This is a genomic window from Pseudoalteromonas sp. S3776 (genome assembly GCF_005886915.1).
In the GTDB taxonomy this organism is placed as follows: domain Bacteria; phylum Pseudomonadota; class Gammaproteobacteria; order Enterobacterales; family Alteromonadaceae; genus Pseudoalteromonas.
In genome coordinates this window covers 1-19541 of record NZ_PNCU01000037.1, presented here as the reverse complement: position 1 = coordinate 19541, position 19541 = coordinate 1, and the positions used below count along the sequence as shown (strand labels likewise).

Annotated in this window: 13 protein-coding genes; 5 read left to right on the top strand and 8 right to left on the bottom strand. The window is 41.5% G+C overall.

Annotation, left to right across the window (positions count from 1 at the left end; genetic code table 11):
- Nucleotides 1–17 precede the first annotated feature (17 nt).
- The 3 genes from CWC16_RS14200 to CWC16_RS14190 form a co-directional block, all read right to left on the bottom strand.
- The gene (locus CWC16_RS14200) at nt 18–950 is read right to left on the bottom strand and encodes a DHH family phosphoesterase (RefSeq protein ID WP_138541986.1); all 933 of its coding nucleotides are present in this window, start codon (nt 948–950) and stop codon (nt 18–20) included.
- 318 nt (nt 951–1268) lie between these two features.
- A complete protein-coding gene (locus CWC16_RS14195; RefSeq protein ID WP_138541985.1) occupies nt 1269–2717 on the bottom strand; it encodes a dihydrolipoyl dehydrogenase in 1449 nt (482 codons plus the stop codon).
- A gap of 81 nt (nt 2718–2798) precedes the next feature.
- Nucleotides 2799–3527, bottom strand: a complete 729-nt coding sequence (locus tag CWC16_RS14190; RefSeq protein WP_024033064.1) for a glutathione peroxidase — start codon at nt 3525–3527, stop codon at nt 2799–2801.
- Between the two features lie 109 nt (nt 3528–3636).
- Between CWC16_RS14190 and CWC16_RS14185 the strand changes: the two genes are divergently transcribed.
- Nucleotides 3637–4533, top strand: coding sequence for a LysR substrate-binding domain-containing protein (locus CWC16_RS14185; RefSeq protein WP_171037664.1), 897 nt, complete (start codon nt 3637–3639; stop codon nt 4531–4533).
- Nucleotides 4534–4789: 256 nt separating this feature from the next.
- Here CWC16_RS14185 and CWC16_RS14180 read toward each other — a convergent pair whose 3' ends face one another.
- Entirely contained in the window at nt 4790–5983 is a 1194-nt protein-coding gene (locus CWC16_RS14180; RefSeq protein WP_138541983.1) for a flagellar assembly protein FlgT, read from the bottom strand.
- Nucleotides 5984–6126: 143 nt separating this feature from the next.
- Here CWC16_RS14180 and CWC16_RS14175 point away from each other — a divergent pair, with 143 nt between their 5' ends.
- From CWC16_RS14175 to CWC16_RS14165, 3 genes are all read left to right on the top strand, one after another.
- On the top strand, nt 6127–6582 hold the full coding sequence (locus CWC16_RS14175; RefSeq protein WP_055016717.1) for an LPP20 family lipoprotein: 456 nt from the start codon (nt 6127–6129) through the stop codon (nt 6580–6582).
- Nucleotides 6583–6940: 358 nt separating this feature from the next.
- Entirely contained in the window at nt 6941–7648 is a 708-nt protein-coding gene (locus CWC16_RS14170) for a transglutaminase-like cysteine peptidase (protein WP_138541982.1), read from the top strand.
- A complete protein-coding gene (locus CWC16_RS14165; protein ID WP_138541981.1) occupies nt 7648–9606 on the top strand; it encodes a bifunctional diguanylate cyclase/phosphodiesterase in 1959 nt (652 codons plus the stop codon). Before CWC16_RS14170 ends, CWC16_RS14165 begins: the two co-directional genes overlap by 1 nt.
- Before the next feature lie 81 nt (nt 9607–9687).
- Here the strand turns inward: CWC16_RS14165 and CWC16_RS14160 are convergent, their stop codons facing one another.
- Genes CWC16_RS14160 through CWC16_RS14145 form a run of 4 tightly spaced genes read right to left on the bottom strand, consistent with a single transcriptional unit; the run spans nt 9688 to nt 15870 of the window.
- The gene (locus CWC16_RS14160; RefSeq protein ID WP_055016714.1) at nt 9688–10275 is read right to left on the bottom strand and encodes a LuxR C-terminal-related transcriptional regulator; all 588 of its coding nucleotides are present in this window, start codon (nt 10273–10275) and stop codon (nt 9688–9690) included.
- Between the two features lie 23 nt (nt 10276–10298).
- Nucleotides 10299–11720 (bottom strand): HlyD family type I secretion periplasmic adaptor subunit, encoded by a 1422-nt coding sequence (locus CWC16_RS14155; RefSeq protein ID WP_055016713.1) that lies wholly within the window; start codon nt 11718–11720, stop codon nt 10299–10301.
- Nucleotides 11717–13855 (bottom strand): type I secretion system permease/ATPase, encoded by a 2139-nt coding sequence (locus tag CWC16_RS14150; protein WP_138541980.1) that lies wholly within the window; start codon nt 13853–13855, stop codon nt 11717–11719. The genes CWC16_RS14155 and CWC16_RS14150 overlap by 4 nt, the downstream gene beginning before the upstream one ends.
- Before the next feature lie 50 nt (nt 13856–13905).
- Nucleotides 13906–15870: a TolC family outer membrane protein gene (locus CWC16_RS14145; RefSeq protein WP_055018866.1), complete on the bottom strand. Its 1965-nt coding sequence runs from the start codon at nt 15868–15870 to the stop codon at nt 13906–13908.
- 224 nt (nt 15871–16094) lie between these two features.
- Here CWC16_RS14145 and CWC16_RS14140 point away from each other — a divergent pair.
- Nucleotides 16095–19541, top strand: a 3447-nt coding sequence (locus CWC16_RS14140; RefSeq protein WP_171037663.1) for a beta strand repeat-containing protein, incomplete at its 3' end; no start/stop codon positions are given.

Sequence of the window (19541 nt, the reverse complement as noted above, 5' to 3'; positions counted from 1 at the left end):
AGCTTACAGCTTACAGCTTAACCATCACTGGTAATCGTATCAATCAGCTCACCCAGTACCGCTTCGGCTTTGCTGGTTTCTACTTGGCAAGTGCCGGCGTTTAAATGGCCGCCACCGCCGTATTTAAGGCATAACTCGCCAACATTGGTATTTGAGCTGCGGTTGGTGATTGATTTACCTATGGCAAATACTACGTTTTGTTTTTTAAGGCCCCACATTTTGTGAATTGATATATTGCAGTCGGGGTATAGGGCGTAAATAACAAAGCGGTTGGTGGCGTAAATGGTTTCTTCTTGGGTTAAATCTAGTACCACGAGGTTTTTATGCACGGTTGCACATTGTGCTATTTGCGCTTTGGCCTTTTCGTTATGCTCGTTATATAGCGCAACGCGTTCAGCTACATCTTCCATTTTTAAAATCTCTTCAATGCTTTGATCTTTACAGGCATCTATGAGTTTCATCATTAATTGGTAGTTTGAAATTTTAAACTCGCGGAAGCGGCCAAGGCCTGTGCGCGCATCCATGATAAAGTTCATTAATACCCAATCGGTTGGGTTGAGTATTTCGTCTTTTGAGAACTGCGCGGCATCGCCTTTATCTACTGCGTCCATCATGTCTTTGCTGATATTTGGAAATTTTTCTGCGCCGCCATAATAATCATAAACAACGCGTGCAGCAGAAGGGGCTTTAGGGTCAATTACATGGTTTTTAATATCGCTTGCGTTACGTACGGTTTCGCTTAAGTGATGGTCAAATGCAATATGGCAGCCTGCAACGTAGGGTAGGTTAGTGGTGATGTCGTTTGCTGTTATGTCGATTTTGCCATCTTGCATGTCTTTTGGGTGTACAAATAAAATGTCATCAATTAGGTCTAAGTCTTTGAGCAGTACGGCACATACTAAGCCGTCGAAATCGCTGCGGGTGACTAGTCTAAATTTATTATTGGGCATAGCTTTTCCATCTTGTTGTGATTGAGTTATCAAATAAGTGTAACAGCTAAAATAATTTTTGAGAGGTTATAGCAATCGAATTAAAAATTTAGTCATCCAAACGTGCTAAATAAAGCGTAAACGGCGTTATAAATTTTTAAGTAGAACAAATGCCTATCGAAAATTATGCCTTTGTTATTATTCTGTTTATCTGTTGCTATAAATACCTCATAATTTAATACAATGGGCATTATGGTTAAAAAAGCGCATAAAAAAGCCAAAACGACTGTTTTGGCTTTTTGTTAGCAAGTATGTATTTGTTTTATTGCTGTATAAAAGTTAAGCGCCTGGTCCGCATTCCATACAGCTGTTAATAATATCTGGGCCAAATTTAAGTCTGGCATTTAAATCGCGAAGGGCAGTACGTAGACCTTCTTCAATTACTGGGTGGTAAAATGGCATTTCCAGCATTTCTGGTACGGTCATTTTGTTTTGCACAGCCCAAGCTAATAAATGAGCAAGGTGTTCGGCTTGTGGGCCAATAAATTCTGCTCCTAAAAATAAGCCTGTGCCTTGTTCTGCGTAAACGCGCATGTGGCCTTTATTTTTAAGCATTACTCGGCTGCGGCCTTGGTTTTCAAAACTCACTTCGCCTACTTCAAAGCAACCACATTCACCTAGGCGCTCTGTAATTTGCGAATAACTTTCGCCAACCATTGCTATTTGCGGGTCACTAAATACGGCGGCAATTTTAGCGCGGCGAAGGCCAATGCGTACATCGGGGAAGCGCCCAGCATTTTGGCCGGCAATAGTGCCTTGATCAGATGCCTCGTGTAGCAGGGGGATCATATTACTGGCATCGCCTGCTATAAATATATTTGAGTTACCACATTGCATTGTATGTGGGCCAGCATGCGGTACACCGCGCTCATCAAGCTCTATGCCGGTATTCTCTAACCCTAGTTTGTCTACGTTGGGTACTCGACCTGTGGCTGCAAGTACGTAGTCAAATTGCTCGGTGTGTTTAGCACCGTCTTTATCGGTGTAAGTAAGCTGGGCTTTATCGCCAACTTGCATCATGTCAGATACGTTTGAGTCGGTATCTACAAAAAATTCTTCAGCAAAAACAGTGTTTGCATAGTCTTTTACTACTGGGTCGGTAAGTGGGCCAATCGCGCCGCCAACACCAAATAATTTTACGTTTACGCCTAAGCGGCTCAGTGCTTGGCCAATTTCTAGGCCTATTACACCTGGACCAAATACGGCCACTGATTCTGGTAGGTCGTCCCAGTTAAATACATCGTCGTTTATAATAAGTTTGTCGCCAAAGTTGTTAAACACGCCTGGGTATGATGGGCGCGAACCGGTGGCAATAACAAAACGTTTAGCGGTTATAATGATGTCATCGTCAATTTGTACGCGGTTGGCGTCTAAAAATTTAGCGTAACCACGAATTTTATCTTCATCTGGTATGTCATCTACGGCTTCTACTACGAATCCTGCGAAGCGGTCTCGTTCGCTTTTAACACGTGCCATAACTGCTTTGCCGTCTATTCGTGGCTTTGAGCTATGTACGCCAAATGCAGGTGCCATTTCAATTGAATGCGCGGCTTCGGCTGCGGCAATCAGTAATTTACTTGGCATACAACCAACGCGTGCACAGGTAGTACCGTACGGGCCTGATTCAATCATTAAAACGTTAGGGGTGAATTGTTTTGCGTTACGATATGCGCTTAAGCCTGCAGTACCTGCACCTATAACAACAACATCGGTTTGTAATTCTTTCATAGTGGTATCCTTTATTATTTTCAATCTGAGCGATGAGATTGATATAGAGGGGCGCGTACGCCCCTGCTATTTTTTACTTAATTAAGCAAAGTATTTTTCTAAATCGTCTGAGCCGCCAATGTGTTGTCCACCAATAAATATTTGTGGAACAGTGTCACGGCCAGTGATTGCTTTAAGGCTTGTTAATGTAGCGCCTGCACCCATAACAACTTCTTCAAAGGCGTAGCCTTTTTCTGTTAGTAGCTCTTTTGCTTTTTTACAGAAAGGGCAACCAGGTTTAGTAAATACGGTTACTGGCTCTGGCTTAGTTTGTTTTGGGTTGATGTAGTCAAGCATTGTGTCTGCATCAGAAACTTCAAACGGGTCGCCTGGTAAATCTGGTTCGATGAACATTTTGTCGATAACGCCATCTTTCACTAGCATAGAGTATCTCCAGCTACGCTTACCAAAGCCTAAGTCGTTTTTATCGACTAACATGCCCATGCCGTCAGTAAACTCGCCGTTGCCATCAGGTAATAATGTGATGTTTTGCGCTTCTTGATGCTCTGCCCATGCGTTCATTACAAATGTATCGTTTACTGATACACATACAATTTCATCAACGCCATTTTGCTTAAGTACGCCGGCTAACTCGTTGTAGCGTGGTAAGTGAGTTGATGAACAGGTTGGTGTAAATGCGCCCGGTAGTGAAAACACAACAACGGTTCTGCCTGTAAAAATTTCGTCTGTGGTTACTGATTTCCATTCGTCGTTTTGACGTGTTGCAAATGTAACGCTTGGGATTGTTTGACCTTCAATATTCTTTAACATAGTTTGTTCCTCTTGATTTGTTGGAGCCATTATGGCGAGAATTTAAATATAGTTCCAATCGTTTGTTTGTATTAAACTAATAGGTATAGCCTATCAGGTGGAGATGAATTTGAACTTAAAAGATTTAGAGTATGTAAAAGCAATAGCTCACCACAAGCATTTTCGCAAAGCGGCCGATGCCTGTTTTGTTAGCCAGCCTACACTAAGTGGGCAAGTAAAAAAGCTTGAGCAAGAGCTTAATGTTGTTTTATTTGACCGTTCAACTAAGCAAGTTACATTAACAGCGCAAGGTGAACGTTTGTTGACACAAATAAACGTTATTTTAGAGCAAACAGAAATCTTAAAAGAGCTGGCGGCTACTTCAAACGGGCCGCTACAAGGTAAGCTAAGAATTGGTATTATTCCTACTATTGCACCGTATTTACTTAGCGCTTTACTGACCTCTATGAAAGCGGCATTTAGCGAGAGCCACTTTACGTTTATAGAAATGCAAACAGCGACTATGCTAGAGGCGCTTGATAACGGCGAGCTCGACTTTGCAATTTTGGCTGATGTTCCTGAGCTTAAAAACTACCATACGGTTAACGTGTACAAAGAAGACTTTATGGTTGCTGTTTCAACCGATAACCCGTTATCTAATCGTAAAAAAGTAGCGCTAAGCGAGCTGCAAAGTTGTAGCCTATTAATGTTAAGTGATGGTCATTGCTTTAAAGATCAAGCCCAAAAGTTTTGTTTTGCTGCGGGGGTGGATGTGTCAAACCAATATAAGGGCAATAGTTTAGAGACTTTATTGGCGCTGGTGGCGATAGATGACGGGGTGACATTTGTGCCCAAGCTTGCGTGTACACAGCGTGTAGGGATTGATTATTTACCTATTTTTCCTAATCAGCAGCGTAATGTGGTATTTGCTTGCAGAAAACATTATCCGCATTTAGCAGGCGTTGAGCAATTAGCGCAATGGTTGGCAGAGCACCCAAATTTAAAGCGAGCGCTTAGGGCGTGTTGACCTTTTTGGATTGAAATTTGTTCAATCTAGGGGCGATTAAACCGCGGCGTGAGGTTTGTAACCTAGTGGGCTAAGTAAAAAGCGAACATCAAGGAGTTAATCGTCCCTAGAAAGAACCCGTTGGGCAGCGCGTGTTTGGTCTTTATGCTACGTTATCGCCTATTTATGGGGGATAACCACACTTCATAGGCTCTGCCTTGCCTAAAAACCAAACACACGGCTGCAAATTCAATCACCAAAGGTTAACACGCCCTATTTAACGCTCTTGGTTTGCAACTTCTACCACATCGTTTATTTGTACCCCAGGCAAAGGCTTATCGTTAAGGCTTACAGCAATGGCGCTTTGTTTATAAAGCTGCTCAACCACAAGGGTATTAAGTGTGGTAATGGTATGCGGCATAGTATTGCCTTGTGCATCAGTTAAGTAGTTATGGTGCGCTATGGTTAATAGTTGGCCTTTTTTAAGGCCATGATCTTTGCCTAGGTTTATCACCAATTTATTGTTTTCCATGTGCATTATTTTTCCCTTAGTAGGAAAACACGCCATAGCTGCTTGTATATCGTAACTGGCCGTTTGATTTATATCGCTAATACTTAGCCCAAAAGGTGATTGCCAAAACCTATCACTATTTACATCAACTATGGCTGTTTTTTCGAATGGCCATACCGCTTGGGTATGATAACTGTTTTGCCATAATTGCTCGTACGTAGTGCCATCAAACAACATAAACTCAATAGCGTAGCTGCGCTGGTAGGTTTCGTCTTGCCAAAAGGCGTAGTCGTTATTGAGTTTATCGCTTGGCGCTAAATTGGTTATTTGGCTTAATAAAACATATTGCGCGTTGCTTCTGGCTGAAAGCTCTTCTAGCTGTGCATTTGAATAGTCGTGTTGCTGATTAAAGTAATTATCTACATTAATGGCTTTGTTGTAGTAAGCAACGGGTAGGGCGCTCATTTTTGTGCTTTGCAAAGCACTAAATAACTTTTTACTAATGGCTTTATTTACGTCAAATATTTGACCCATTAAGGCGTGCTCTCGATGAACAAGCTGGCTTTGTGTTACAGCAACAAATTTATTAAAGTTACTTTGTGGGCATTGCTCTGTTTGAGCAAATACATCAAGCCTAAGGGTAATGGCAAACTGCTCGTTTTGGCGTTGCTCGCTCACCAGCTCTATTTTTTGGATTTCGCCGTGGCTACTAATTTTAAGTTGATCTTGCGTTAATACGCCGTCTACCAAGGTTTGCACTGAGCTAACCCGTGCGCCAGAAAATACTAATGCCTGTGTAATTGCATCTTTTATCGCGGCTGATTTAGCGCTGCTAATGTCGCCATTTTGTATTTGTGCATGGCCGGTAGATTCAAACCATTGTGCGTAAGTACTGGCAGAAAACGTTAATAAAGCAGCGCTAGTGACACCTGCAAATAGTGACGATAAAAACGTGTTCATACTGGTACTCCACATCAAATTAGTTAATTACGCTTTAGCTAAGCAAGGAGTGCACCAATATTAATACTCTATGTTAGCTTGTAGGCAATTAATGGCATTAAACCTGCATTTATTTTTGTAATTAGTTTAAAGGGTGCAAATAAATGCGTGCAATTATATTACTTACTTTAGCAAGCCTTGGCCTTGCCGGCTGTAGCAATGTGTTTGATAAACATGTTGAGTACACATATGTAGAGCCAAATAATTATCCCATTCTTAAAGCGGTGGGTTATGCACCTATTAGCTTGCAGCAAGGCGCTAATAAATCACAAAAGCAATTAATGGCAATTAAAGCCTCTAAGCTTGAGGCATACCGCGAACTGACTGAACAAGTTTATGGGCAAAAAATCACAGCGGGCACGTCTGTAGCAGGTGCAATTGCTCAAAACGATTACATGGAAAGTAAAGTACAGGGCATAATTAAAGGGGCACAAATAATTAAAACCTACTCAGTTGACGATGTGTACGTGACGGAGCTTGAGCTAAACATGAAGCGCGTGCATGACTTATACATAGGCGAAATTAAGCCGCGTGAAGTTAAAAAAGTGACCTACTATTAGGTAATTGACCACTACTTTAAGTTATAAAGCGATACCAAGTTGCTAACTCAGTAGCTGGTTTTAGCGTTAACCGTGTGGAATATACGCATAACTTTACTATTTGCGGGAAAGTTTAACGCGTTTTTTTGTAAATCTTTGATTTGATAAATCAACTATAAACACTACGACGAATAATTACGTGAGTTAATGTATTGAGCAAAACTTATATTGTCTCGCTAAAATTTAAATCTCATAAAAAAACACATACAAAATATCTCATCCTTTTATATTGAGTGCTATGCTGTTGTTACGAATAATATTTGAACAAGTAGTGTAGCGTTTGGTGTATGTTTTTAATTTTTCTTTTTTTGGGCTGTGAATGACACTTAGGCCCACTCTTTCCTCAAATAAGCTATTTTTTTGGTGCAAAAGCAATTTGCGCTATTTACTGCTATTTTTTTTACTTTCAAGCGGCGTGTTTGCGAGCCGTTTAACTATTCAATTTAATACCTTTATAGAATTAATGGGGCAAAAATATGGCCCTGCACGAGTGACTGTTGCACGCAATTGGCAAAGAATGTTGGTACAAACACAAAATAAACCAGAACAACAACAAATACTTATAGTAAACAACTTTTTTGCTCGTAATCTGCGTTACCAAACCGATATACAACTTTGGAAACAAAATGACTATTGGGCTACGCCATTAGAAACGCTTGGGCGCGGCTTAGGCGATTGCGAAGATTATGCCATTGCCAAGTATATTAGCTTACGTGCCTTAGGTGTGAGCGACGACAAACTTAGGCTTATATATGTAAAAGCGAAGCTTGCCGGTACAAACAAAACACAAGCACACATGGTGTTAGGTTACTTTGCTACGCCTAATGCTCAGCCGCTTATTTTAGATAGTTTAATAACAAAAGTGCTACCTGCTGCAAAGCGTGTTGATTTAAGCCCTGTATTTAGTTTTAACAGCCAAGGTTTATGGGCAAATAACTCGACGAAAAGCGTAGCCAGCCCAACAGCAAGGCTATCGCGCTGGCGTAAAATTTTGGAGCAGACATCACAAGAAGGGGTTATGTGGTAATGGCGTCATTTTCTTTATTTAAGTTTTTCAAAAAAAGAAAAATCACTCTTAGGCAAGAGCTGTGGATCGCCTTGCTGGTGGTGATTTTTGTGGGATTTATAAGTAGTGTGTTAATAAGTACTAACTCAGCTAAAAACTACTTCTCTACCCAACTGTATTTAAAAAATGTTGATAATGCTAGCTCCTTAGCGCTGATGATCAGCCAGCTTGAAAAAGACCCTGTAGAGCTTGAACTTTTAGTGTCAGCCACGTTTGATACCGGCCACTACAAACGTATAGAGCTGCAAGACCCTAATGGTGAGGTTATTGTAAAGCGCGTATTTACTGATACGTTGGAAAATACTGCACCGGCTTGGTTTAGGACGATATATGGTCTAAATGTACAACCAGGTGTTGGGCAAGTTAATAACGGTTGGCAGCAATTTGGTACTTTGTTTGTTGAAAGCCACAGCCAATATGCTGAGCAAGCACTGTGGGAAAGCGCGCTTAAATTGTTTTTTAGTTTTTTAGTGGTTGCTTTTTTTGCCTGTGCAATAAGTGCGTATTTACTACGTAAAATTTTAACGCCACTTGATGATGTGGTGTATCAAGCTAATGCCTTTGGCGATAAGCGCTTTATTAAATCAAAAGTGCCAAAAACCTTTGAATTTGCACGCCTTGTGCAGTCGATGAATTTATTATCTACCCGCTTTAGCCGCATAATAAAAGAAGACAATAAACGCTTAGAAGAACTGCGATTTAAAGCGCAGCACGATGAGCTTACAGGGCTTGCCAACCGAGAATATTTTAGTGCCACATTAGAAGCCCATTTACAAAAAGTGAAAGATCATGCCCATGGTGCTTTGTTTTTATTTAGGGTCGTTAATCTAGATAAAATAAGTGAGTCGGTGAGCCGTGTAGAAATGGTTAACTTTTTACGCCGTTTTTCTCAGGTGCTTACGCAGTTTTTAGAATCTAATCAGGCACACTTTTCAGAGAACTATATTGCCCGTATATCGCATACCGATTTTACCGTTTTATTTAGTGATACTGACGATATACAGGCGCTTAGCGAGCAAATAACCGCACTACATAAATCGATTGTTGATGAATACAAAAACATTGATTTGGCTATTGTACACAGTTGTACCTACATAGAGAAAAACGACACCCGCTTTGATTTATTACGCCGTGTAGATGGTTTATTAAAAACAGCAGGTAACAAACCTGGGGTGCAAGCAAAAGTCATTGATAATAAACAAAAGAGTGAAATTTTTGATGATTCTACTGGCTGGAAAAAAGCTATTGAAGACGCACTTGAGCAAAAAACTATTCAGTTAAATTGTTTAGAAATTATGGGCTTTAATGACACTTTGTTGCAGCACCAGCTTAGTTTAAGCTTAGAATTTGGCGGCCAACATTATAAATCTAGCTATTACTATCAATGGGCTAACCGCTTAAACCTATTAGCGCGTTTGGATTGGAGCTTAATTAAGCAAATTGTTAAACAGTATGGTGAAGCGCCGCCTAATGAATTAATTGCTGTAGAACTTTCGGCGCAAACATTAATGGATGATACCGCGCTTGCTTCGGTATTAACCTATGTGTCTGCCTTTCCTGATTTGGCAAAAAATATATGTTTTGATATACGCGAAAACATTGTCGTAAACGAAAAAGATATATTTAAGGAATTTTGCGAGCAGGTACGCTGTATGGGCGCCAAAGTAGCGCTAAAACGTGTGGGGCCTGAGTTTACTAAGATTAAGAACATTCAAGAGTTTGGCTTAGAAATGCTTAAGATAGACAGCATTTACGCGCACAACATTAGTTACAGCCAAGACAACCAAACCTTCTTACGTGGTGTGTGTACGTTGGCTCACTCAATTGGTATTAAGGTCGTAGCGCAGGGCGTAACAAGCCAAGACGATATTGATACCTTAGTGAACCTGGGTTTTGATGGTGTGATTAAAGAGTCGTAAAGCGACTCTTTAATCATAAAAGAGCGGTGAATATTGGCAACAAATAATTAAATACTAAAAATATTAATCTATCTGCCGTGATCAGTTACCTTTTACCGCTAACATAAGCTGTATTCGGTCGCGTACTTTTAGCTTAGTGAAAATTGAACTCATATGTTCTTTAATTGTGCGCTCTGTAATATTAAGTGCCTCAGCGGCTTGTTTATTGGTGGCCCCTGTTATAACTATATCAACAACTTGGCGCTCTCGTTTAGTTAAGCTTTGGATATCGCACGCATGGGTGTAATTTATTTGTTGCTGGCTTAGTGCCCCAACAATATTAGACAGCAGTTGCCCAGGTAACCACAGGCCGCCTGAGCATATAGTTTCAAGCACTTGTTGCAATATTACTTTAGATGCAAGTGCTTCTACATAGCCTCTTGCTCCGGCTTGCAGGGCTGCTCTAAGCTCCTCTATTTCTAAGTTTGTGGTCATTACAATAACCGGTAAGCGTTTTTGTGCGTATTTTTTTACTAGTTCAAGCCATCCCGAAGTGCCCGCCAAAATCCATATAATACTCGAAGTATTAATTTGCTTTGGTTCTTTGGTGCATATTACACAACCTGCAAACGCACTTCGCCAGTGGCTTGACTCTAGTTCTGGTTGTGTAATAAATATACTTTGACGCATTCATTTACTCCAATAAATTCAGTTTAGCGTTCTGTCATTGCTTGCGATGTAGCTCTGAGTACGGGCTTAAGTAAATATTCCAAGACGGTTTTTTTACCAGTGATAATATCCACTTGTGTGGTCATCCCTGGAATTATAGTCAACTCTTCTGAAAAGTTATTTTTAGTGGTTTTTAATTGCACTAAATAAAAAGTATTTTCTCTATCATCGGTAATTGTATCTGCACTTATATGCAGAACCTCGGCTTCTAGTCCGCCATATACTGCGAAATCGTAGGCGCTAAATTTAATCATAGCGGGCTGCCCTGGGCGTAAAAAGGCTATATCTTTTGGCGGTATTTTTGCCTCAACAATAAGTTGATCGTCCAAAGGAACTATTTCTAAAACGTCGCTGCCGGGTTGTAAAATGCCCCCTACGGTATTAACCAATAAACGTTGTACCGTGCCTTTAACAGGCGATTTAATTTCAGTTTGAGCTACTTTGTCGGCAAGCCCTGATTCGGTTTCTTTTATTGACTCTAAACGCAGCAGTGCCTCTGAAAGCTCGTTGTTCCAGCGGTTGATCATTGCCAGCTCAACTTCGGTAACTTTGTTTTTAGCTTCGTTGATAGCTGATAAGCTGCGGTTGATAACGGCTTTAGTGCGATTAATTTCGCCATTTAAATCAACTATTTCACGCTCTAACCTAATGATGTCTATATCAGACACTGCGCCTGTTTTTAGCAATGGACGGGTCACTTGCAGCTCTCTGTTAGTTAGCCTTAAAGCGCTTGTATGCTGTTGCAAAGCAGCTTTTGCCTCAATATGATCTTGTCTGCGTTGTTCAAGCTGGCGTTTATGAATTGCAACTTGTTGCTCTAGTTCTTGGCGGTTGCTTAAATATATTGAGCGCTCATGCGCGACCGCCTCGGGAACCTGCTTAACCAGCTCATCAGGAAAAACAAGCTCTTCTTTTCTGGTAAGTGCCTGTAATCTGGCTACTTTAGCGGTGAGTGATTGCACTTTAGATTGGTTTTCTCTAAAGCTTGAAATAAACCGCGTGGGGTCAATTTTTATTAATACGTCACCTTCTTCAACAATTTGTCCTTCTCTAATATTTATTTTTTCTACCATGCCGCCATCGTAAGATTGCACTAGCTGTAATTTATTTGATGGGATAACGCGGCCTTCACCACGGGCTACCTCATCAAGGGGTGCAAAGCCTGCCCAAACTGTAAGCAAAATAAATGCAATGCAAATGAGATATAATAAAAAACGTGCGCTGGCAGGCTCTTGCTGCATTTTTTCCCATTGTGCATCGACCACCCAATCTTGCGATTCAGGAGGCGAAAGCCAGCCCTTAAATAAGCGATTGAAGATTGATGGCTTACCTTTTTTACGGGCTTCTATGGCTTTACTTACCGATTCAAAAGAGCGCTGCTCTAGTGGCTTTTTATTGTCACTCATGATGCTTGCTCCACGGTTTGATTATTTAGTGCCGCGATGACTGTTTGTTTAGGTCCATCGGCAACTATTTTTCCGTTATCGAGTACGATGATGCGATCAACTAGTGCAAGTAAAGACGATCGGTGAGTGACTACAATTAAAGTTTTATTTTGAGTGGCGGTTTTTAAGTTTTGAATAATTTTATTTTCACTATTGTGATCAAGCGATGAGGTAGGCTCATCTAACAGCATTATAGGCGGGTCATTTATTAGAGCACGCGCTATACCTATAGCTTGTTTTTGGCCGCCAGATAGCAGGCGACCTTGTTCACCAACTTGCAGGTCAAACCCATCGGGGTGAGAGTTTATTAACTCGAATAACTGGCTTTTTTCGCATGCACTAATAATTTGTTCATCTTTAGCGTGCCACGCACTAATAGTGAGGTTGTCTTTTAAGCTACCAAAAAACAGCGCTATATTTTGTGGCACATACCCTATGTTATGGCGAAGTTCTGCGGGGTCTATTTGTTGTATATTATTGTTATCAACCATTACGGAGCCTGCGGTTGGGTCGTAAAGGCCTAGAATAAGTTTTTCGAGGGTGCTTTTACCCGAGCCATTGCGCCCCAAAATAGCGACTTTTTCGCCTGCTTTAATTTTAAAACTAATATTACTAAGTGCTTCGCCTGCGTCGTCTTCATATTTAAAACATACGTCTTTAAATTCTATGTCTCCGTTTAATACAGGATGGCTTAACCAATGTTTATTTGGCGGGCGCTCAACGTCTTTTTCCATTATTTCGTTAAGTGATTGCATAGCGATGGCGGCATGATGATATTGCGCAAGCACGGCTGCACATTGACCAAGTGGCCCCATTGCCCGCGATGAAAGTAAGTAAGCGGCGATTAACCCCCCTTGAGTGAGCTCGCCCTCTATAACGAGATGAACACCTATGATCATAATGATCACGCCAACGCATTGCTGTATCCATGCTGCACTATTGGAGATTGAACTTGAGATTAAGCGACTTTGTGCATTAACCTGAGCAATATAAATAGTCGACTTTTCCCATGTCGATTGGGTTTTACATTCACTGTGAAAACTTTTTACATCTTCAATATTGGTTAAGCTTTCTACAAGTATAGAGTTGCGCATTGAGCTTGCTTTCATGGTTTGCTCTGAAAGCGCTTCAAGTTTTCTGTGGGCCGCTATACCATAACTTAAAAGTATTAGGGCACCTGCAATAATGGGTAAGCTTAGTGGTACACCTATTATCGCAATAACAATGAGGTATATTGCAACAAAGGGTAAATCAACCAGCGCAACCAAGGTTATTGAGCTAAAAAAGTTACGTACGGCTTCAAACGATTGTATGTTACTAGCAAATGACCCAGCTGATGAAGGCCTATTTTTAAGCTTCATACCTAGTACACGCTCCATAATAACTGCCGACACTTTTACATCAATACGACTTGCCGCAAGCTCAACAAAGTAGCTACGCACTAGGCGCAATACAAAGTCGGCGGTCAGCGCTATTAAAATACCTATGGCTAAAACCCAAAGGGTTTCGGTAGCGTGATTAGGGACTACCCGGTCATATACATTCATTACGAATAATGGCATGGCAACAGAGAGGACGCCTAATGCAATCGCCGATATAATGACGTCTTTGTACAATGAACGACATTCTTTTATTACGCCCCAAAACCAGCCGTCTTTAGAGAGCTTTTCGAGCACTGGCGAGCGCTCATCAAACATAAACTCTGGGTGAGTATAAATAATTAAACCTGTTGATTTTTCAATTAACTGATCAAGGCTTTCTTCTACAACAGACTCAGTTAGCTCAGGATAAATAACCTGTGCTGTATTGTTTTTGTGATCAATAGCGGTTACTACACAGGCTTGATTATTATTTAAAATAATAATGGCAGGTAGTAAAGCTGTATTAATCTGGTTGAGAGGTTTGTTTACTACTTTTGATTTAAAGCCCACGCGTTTTGCAGCGCGAGCAAACCCTGAAGGTGTTAAATTACCATCTGTTAATGGGAGGCCGTTTAATAGGGCCTCCCTCGAAAAATCTTTATCATGAAAGCGGCACAATACTGCTAGGCAATCAACGAGTGCGCCACCATGATCAAGTACATCATTTAATTCCATATACCATCCAATGTTATGTAAAACATTTTAAATTTGTTTTTTGGTACCTCTTAACTATCGGTAATCACCGCCTCGATACGGCGGTTTGCCGCATTAGCACGCACTGAAATTTCATTAATGCGAGGCTGGTCAATACCATAACCAAACGATTTAACACGATTAGGTGCTATACCAAATTGCTCAATAAGTAATTGAGCAACGGCAAATGCGCGTTGCTCAGAAAGTTTACGGTTGTATTTTTTATCACCGTCTAATGAGGCATGGCCTTGGATTTCTACTTTTTTATCTGGGTTGTTTTTTAAAAACTCAGCAAGCTTTTCTACCTCCTGCATGTACTCTGAGCGCACTTGACTAGAGTCTGCTGAAAAGGGAATACCTATTTCGACAGAATCAGTTGTTTGGTCATATAAAGTACACCCAGATAAATCTACATTTGTTCCCGCTGGTGTGCTTGGACAAGTGTCTTGCTCATTAGGAACGCCATCATTATCGTCATCTGCAAAACTAGGGGTTTCTGCGGGTATCTCTAAATATCTAGGCATCGCTGTAACGCTCATGTAGGCGTTATCCTGCTCGGCTTTCTTTTGTAAAAAAGCTTTGCGTTTAAACGTAGCAGCTACATCGTAACTAGGGCATATATTTTGTGCGTTATGCACAATTGGATCGTCTGTTAACTCTGTTAATGTTGGGTACTTGTCAGACATAACATTTAGCGCAGGTAGTAGTTTACCCATCTCATTAAGCATAGTTAAAATGGCTGTTTGTCTATCGTATTGAGCAACGATATAAGAGCGGTTAGATTGAAACGCTTCATTTTCTGCGTCAAGTACGTCAAGTAAGGTGCGCTGGCCAATATCAAATTGGTCTCGATAAGCTATTTTTACTCTGTTTGAAGAATTTTTATAGCTTTCTAGTGTAGGCAGCTTTTGCTCTATATTGCTCACATTATGATAGGCAATTTGTAGGCTTTGACGAATATCAACACAAGCTTGATCGCGTTGATACTTGGCAATATTTACATCTTGGTATGCTTGTTCAAGGTTGGCGCTATCTAGGCCACCGTTATACAAGTTATAGGTTATGTCTATACCAACACGGGCTTCGGTTCTGGTCTCGTTTAGGCCTAGCTCATCCCTGTCTTGTGTACCGTAACGGGCTGATAGGTCTACGTTTGGATGAAAGGCTGCCTTTTGTGCTCGGGCATTGGCTTCTTGTGCCTCTATATTATAAAGCGATGCGTAAAAGGCAGGGCTATTTTTGTAGGCTATATCAAGTGCCTGATTAATAGAGATAGGCACATTTTGCTCATCTAACTTAGCTTGTTTTATATCGTTTACGGGCAGCTCGCCAACCACTCTTAAATAACGTGCTGTTACATCGTGCAGGTTAGCGTACTCGGTTAATACATTAGATTGTGCTAGCGATAAGCGCCCACTAATTTGCTCTAAATCAGCTGCTCGGGCAACACCGGCTCCTACACTTTGTTCAATTTGTTGGTATACAGACTCGTGTTCTTGCAGATTTTCTTCAGCGAGCGTCACAAGTTCTTTAAATTTTTGTACGTCTAAAAATGCAATAGATGCATCTAACGCTGTTTGCTCTGTTTGTGAGAGTAATTCAAAATACCGAATGAGCTGAATACGCTCAAACCTTTCAACGGTGTTAGATGTTCTAAATCCGTCGTAAAGCATTTGAGTAACGCTTAGTTCTGCTGTGTTGCGGTTGTATTCGTCTTCAGTACCGTAGTTTCGACGTTCATAGCCTGCGCTGGCAGATACGTCAACGCTAGGCAAGTAGCCCGAGCGTGCTGCATCTACGCCATAAATTGATGATTTAAATGTGTGCCACGCTTGCTGTACCTCTGGATTATTTTCAATTGCTTTACTGGTAACGTATGTAAGGGGTGCTACGGAGCTGTCATCGGCGTGCACTATATTCGTTGCGCCAAGCGCACTTAGCGTTAAGCCTATAAGCAGCTTTCCTTTTTGCTTTAGTAAAGTATTTTTTGTAATCATTTCTTCCTCTTAGGGGTTACTTAGGCCATCAATACCTACCCTATGGTTTAGTCAATAAATGCATATTTCGCAAATAATCGTTTTGGCTAGCATAAAAATTATTATCTACCACTTTTTTATTTTTAATATTTTTTAAAAACTGTACTTGAGTACAGTACCTAATACGTTTTGCTGTTCTACATTTTAATTAATAGTTTTTAATTCTTATGTTTGAGGTAAGTGAAATGGAATCTAATCAATTATTAGTAATAGATTTAAAAGGGTCTGCTGGTGTTGTTTTAGAAGATGGCACAATTAAACCACTTGAAGTGGGCGATACTATTACTGTTGGTGATTTGGTGGTTACCGCCGATAATTCATCGCTAACCATTGATGTGCAAGGAGAAACCCTGTCGATTCCTGCTAATCAAAACGTAAAAATTACCCCTGATTTATTAGCCCAAGAAACCCGCGATAGCAGCGAAACTACCGTGTTTGACGAAAGCTTAGATGCGGCTATTGCAAGCTTAGAACAAAATGATAATAACGAGGGTCAAACGGCGGCTAACTCTGATGTGACTGATTTTTTAGATGCGTTAGAGGGTGATGGCGATATTCTCGATAATTTAGAAGCAACGGCAGCTGGTGGTGCTGGTGGCGCGGGCTCTGGTGGAGGAAGCTCATTTGTTCAGCTGACGCGTATTTCTGAGGGAGTTAATCCTAACAGTGTCGCGTTTGATTCAAGCTTTGATCCTAATTCTACAGAGGCGGTAAATATCAGAGATACCACTGATGGGGTGGTACCTGATGATACTGCATCAATATCATTAAATGAGGTGGGGTTAACAAACTCTTCTCAGCCGACAATTAGCGGTACTAGTGAAAATTTAGTGGGTGAAACTGTCAACATTACTGTGACAGATGAAAATGGTAACTCCCAAGTAGTAAGCGCAGTTATTGGCCCTGACGGCACGTTTGAAATTACATTGCCTAACCCTATAGCTGATGGGCCTGTTAGCGTTGTTGTAGAGGCAACAGACCCTGATGGTAATGCGTTTAACGATGCTATTTCTATTGAAATAGATACCACCGCACCAGTCATTAATATTGATCCTGTTGCAGACTCTGCATCTCAAACTGTGACGGTTACGGGGTCAGTAGCGGGTCTGAATACCGGCGATAACGTTTCGGTAACTCTTACTGATAGCACAGGCACACAACAAACGATTGTTACTCAAATTGATGCACAAGGTAACTGGAGTATTACAACTACATCGCCTTTAGCGGAAGGGGAGTTTAATGTTAACGCTGTGGCTGTTGATGCTGCTGGAAACCAGGCAATTGATCAAGCCGTTGCGAGTGTAGATTTAACTGCGCCAGAAATTACAGTTACAGTAGCGGACGAAACTAATAATGCGACTCCGCCATTAACGGGTACTACAACGGGTGTACCGCAGGGAACTGAAGTAACAATAACAGTGACCGATAGTACAGGTGAAGTACAGCTTTTAACAGCTATTACCAATGAAGATGGTAGCTGGTCTGTAGATGTCGGTGTGGCATTACCTGAGGGTAGCTTTACTGTTGATGCGCAAGTGAGTGATAGCGTTGGTAACCAGGCACTTGCTAGTGATGCCGGTACTATAGACTTAACAGCGCCCATTGTGGAAATTGACGCAATTGCCGATACACAAGACACAACCCCTGTTATTACAGGTTCTGCGCAGGATGTGCCGGCAGGCTCTGTGATTAGCGTAGTTATTACCGATATTAATGGCCAAACTCAAACGCTGTTAACGCAAACAAATGATGACGGCAGCTGGTCTGTAAGTGTTTCTACCCCTTTAGCGCAAGGTGAGTTTGAAGTTAATGCAACCGTAACTGACACTGCGGGTAATGAAGCACAAGCTGTAGAGCAAGGGTTAGTTGATTTAACTAGCCCTGAGATAACAGTTACAGCTATTGCAGACACTAATGATACAACGCCTACTTTTGTAGGACGTGTTGAAGGAGCACCAGAGGGCTCTGTAATTACGGTTTTAGTAACCGATAGCGACGGTAATGTACAAACTTTAACAACCACGCTTGGGGCTGATGGCACGTGGAGTGTTGAATCGCCTAACGCTATTCCTGGCGGAGATTTTAATGTTACCGCAACAGTGAGTGACCCTGCAGGTAATGAAGCATCGGCACAAACAAGTGGTGAAGTTACATTTGCCCCTATTTCTATTCAAATTGATTCTATTGCCGATACAAACGATACCACGCCATTTTTAAGTGGTAATACTGGTAACGTGCCTGCTGGTACCACTATAACCCTAACTATTACTGCAAGTGATGGCAGTACGTTTAACCTTTTAGCCGTCACTCAAGAGGATGGTTCTTGGAGCGCTCAAGTTACACAGCCTCTGCCTGAAGGGGATTTTACTGTCGTTGCAGCTGTTATAGACGATGCGGGCAATGAGGCACAAGCAAGTACGGTTGGTAATGTAGATTTGACCGTAAGTATTAATTTTATTATTGATACAAATGATACTACGCCAACAATTAGCGGTACTACGCAAGATGTTGATGCAGGGGCGGTGGTTACAGTTACCTTTACAGGCAGTGACGGCGCAACAGAAACGGTGCAAGTTACAACAAATGCTGATGGTACATGGTCAATCGAAGCAACCGATGAGTTGGTAGAAGGTCAATTTACGGTGGTTGCAACAGTAACCGATGCTGCTGGCAACACAGCCTCTGCTACTGAAGTAGGTGAAATTGATTTAACTGATCCGGCAATTACTGTTAACCCAATTGCAGACACCAATGATACAACACCGAGTGTTACAGGTAGCGTAGTAGATGTTCCTCAAGGTACTGAGGTCACTTTATTAATAACCGATAGTGACGGAAATCAGCAAACGATTACTGCAGTAACTAATGCGGATGGAAGCTATAGCGCCGATATACTTAATGAGCTTAGCGAAGGTGACTTTACAGTGACTGCTAGTGTAAGTGACGAAGCTGGTAATAGCAGTACAGCAACGGTTACTGGCACCATAGATCTAACCGCACCTACCGTAACTATAGCTAATATTGATGATACAAACGATACAACGCCTACTATAAGCGGCTCTACACAAGGTTTAGCAGCGGGTAGTGTGGTTACTGTGATTGTTACAGATAGTGCAGGGGCTGAGCAGCAATTTATAACGGCTATAGATGGTGATGGCACATGGAGTATAGATGTCCCACAAGCATTAGCTGAGGGTGAGTTTAGTGTGGTGGCAAATGTAAGTGATAGTGCAGGTAATAGTGCGCAAGACTCACAAACGGGCACTATAGATTTAACTGCACCTACTATCAGTGTAAATGATTTTACTGACTCTAGCGATTCAACCCCTGTATTTAGTGGTACCACAACGGATGTTGAGCCTGGTAGCTCGATCACTGTACTCGTAACAGACTCAAATGGTGACTCGCAAACCCTGATAGCAGTCGTTGCAGAAGATGGATCTTGGCAAGTGGGAGCTACAGCCCCTATAGCTGAGGGAGAGTTCACAATAACGGCAACAGCCATAGATGCAGCGGGTAATGAAGCCTCAGCTACAACCACTGGCGTTATAGATACCACGGCACCAACCTTATCGGTAAACCCAGTGGGAGACACTAATGACACCACACCAACTATTTCAGGCACAGCAACC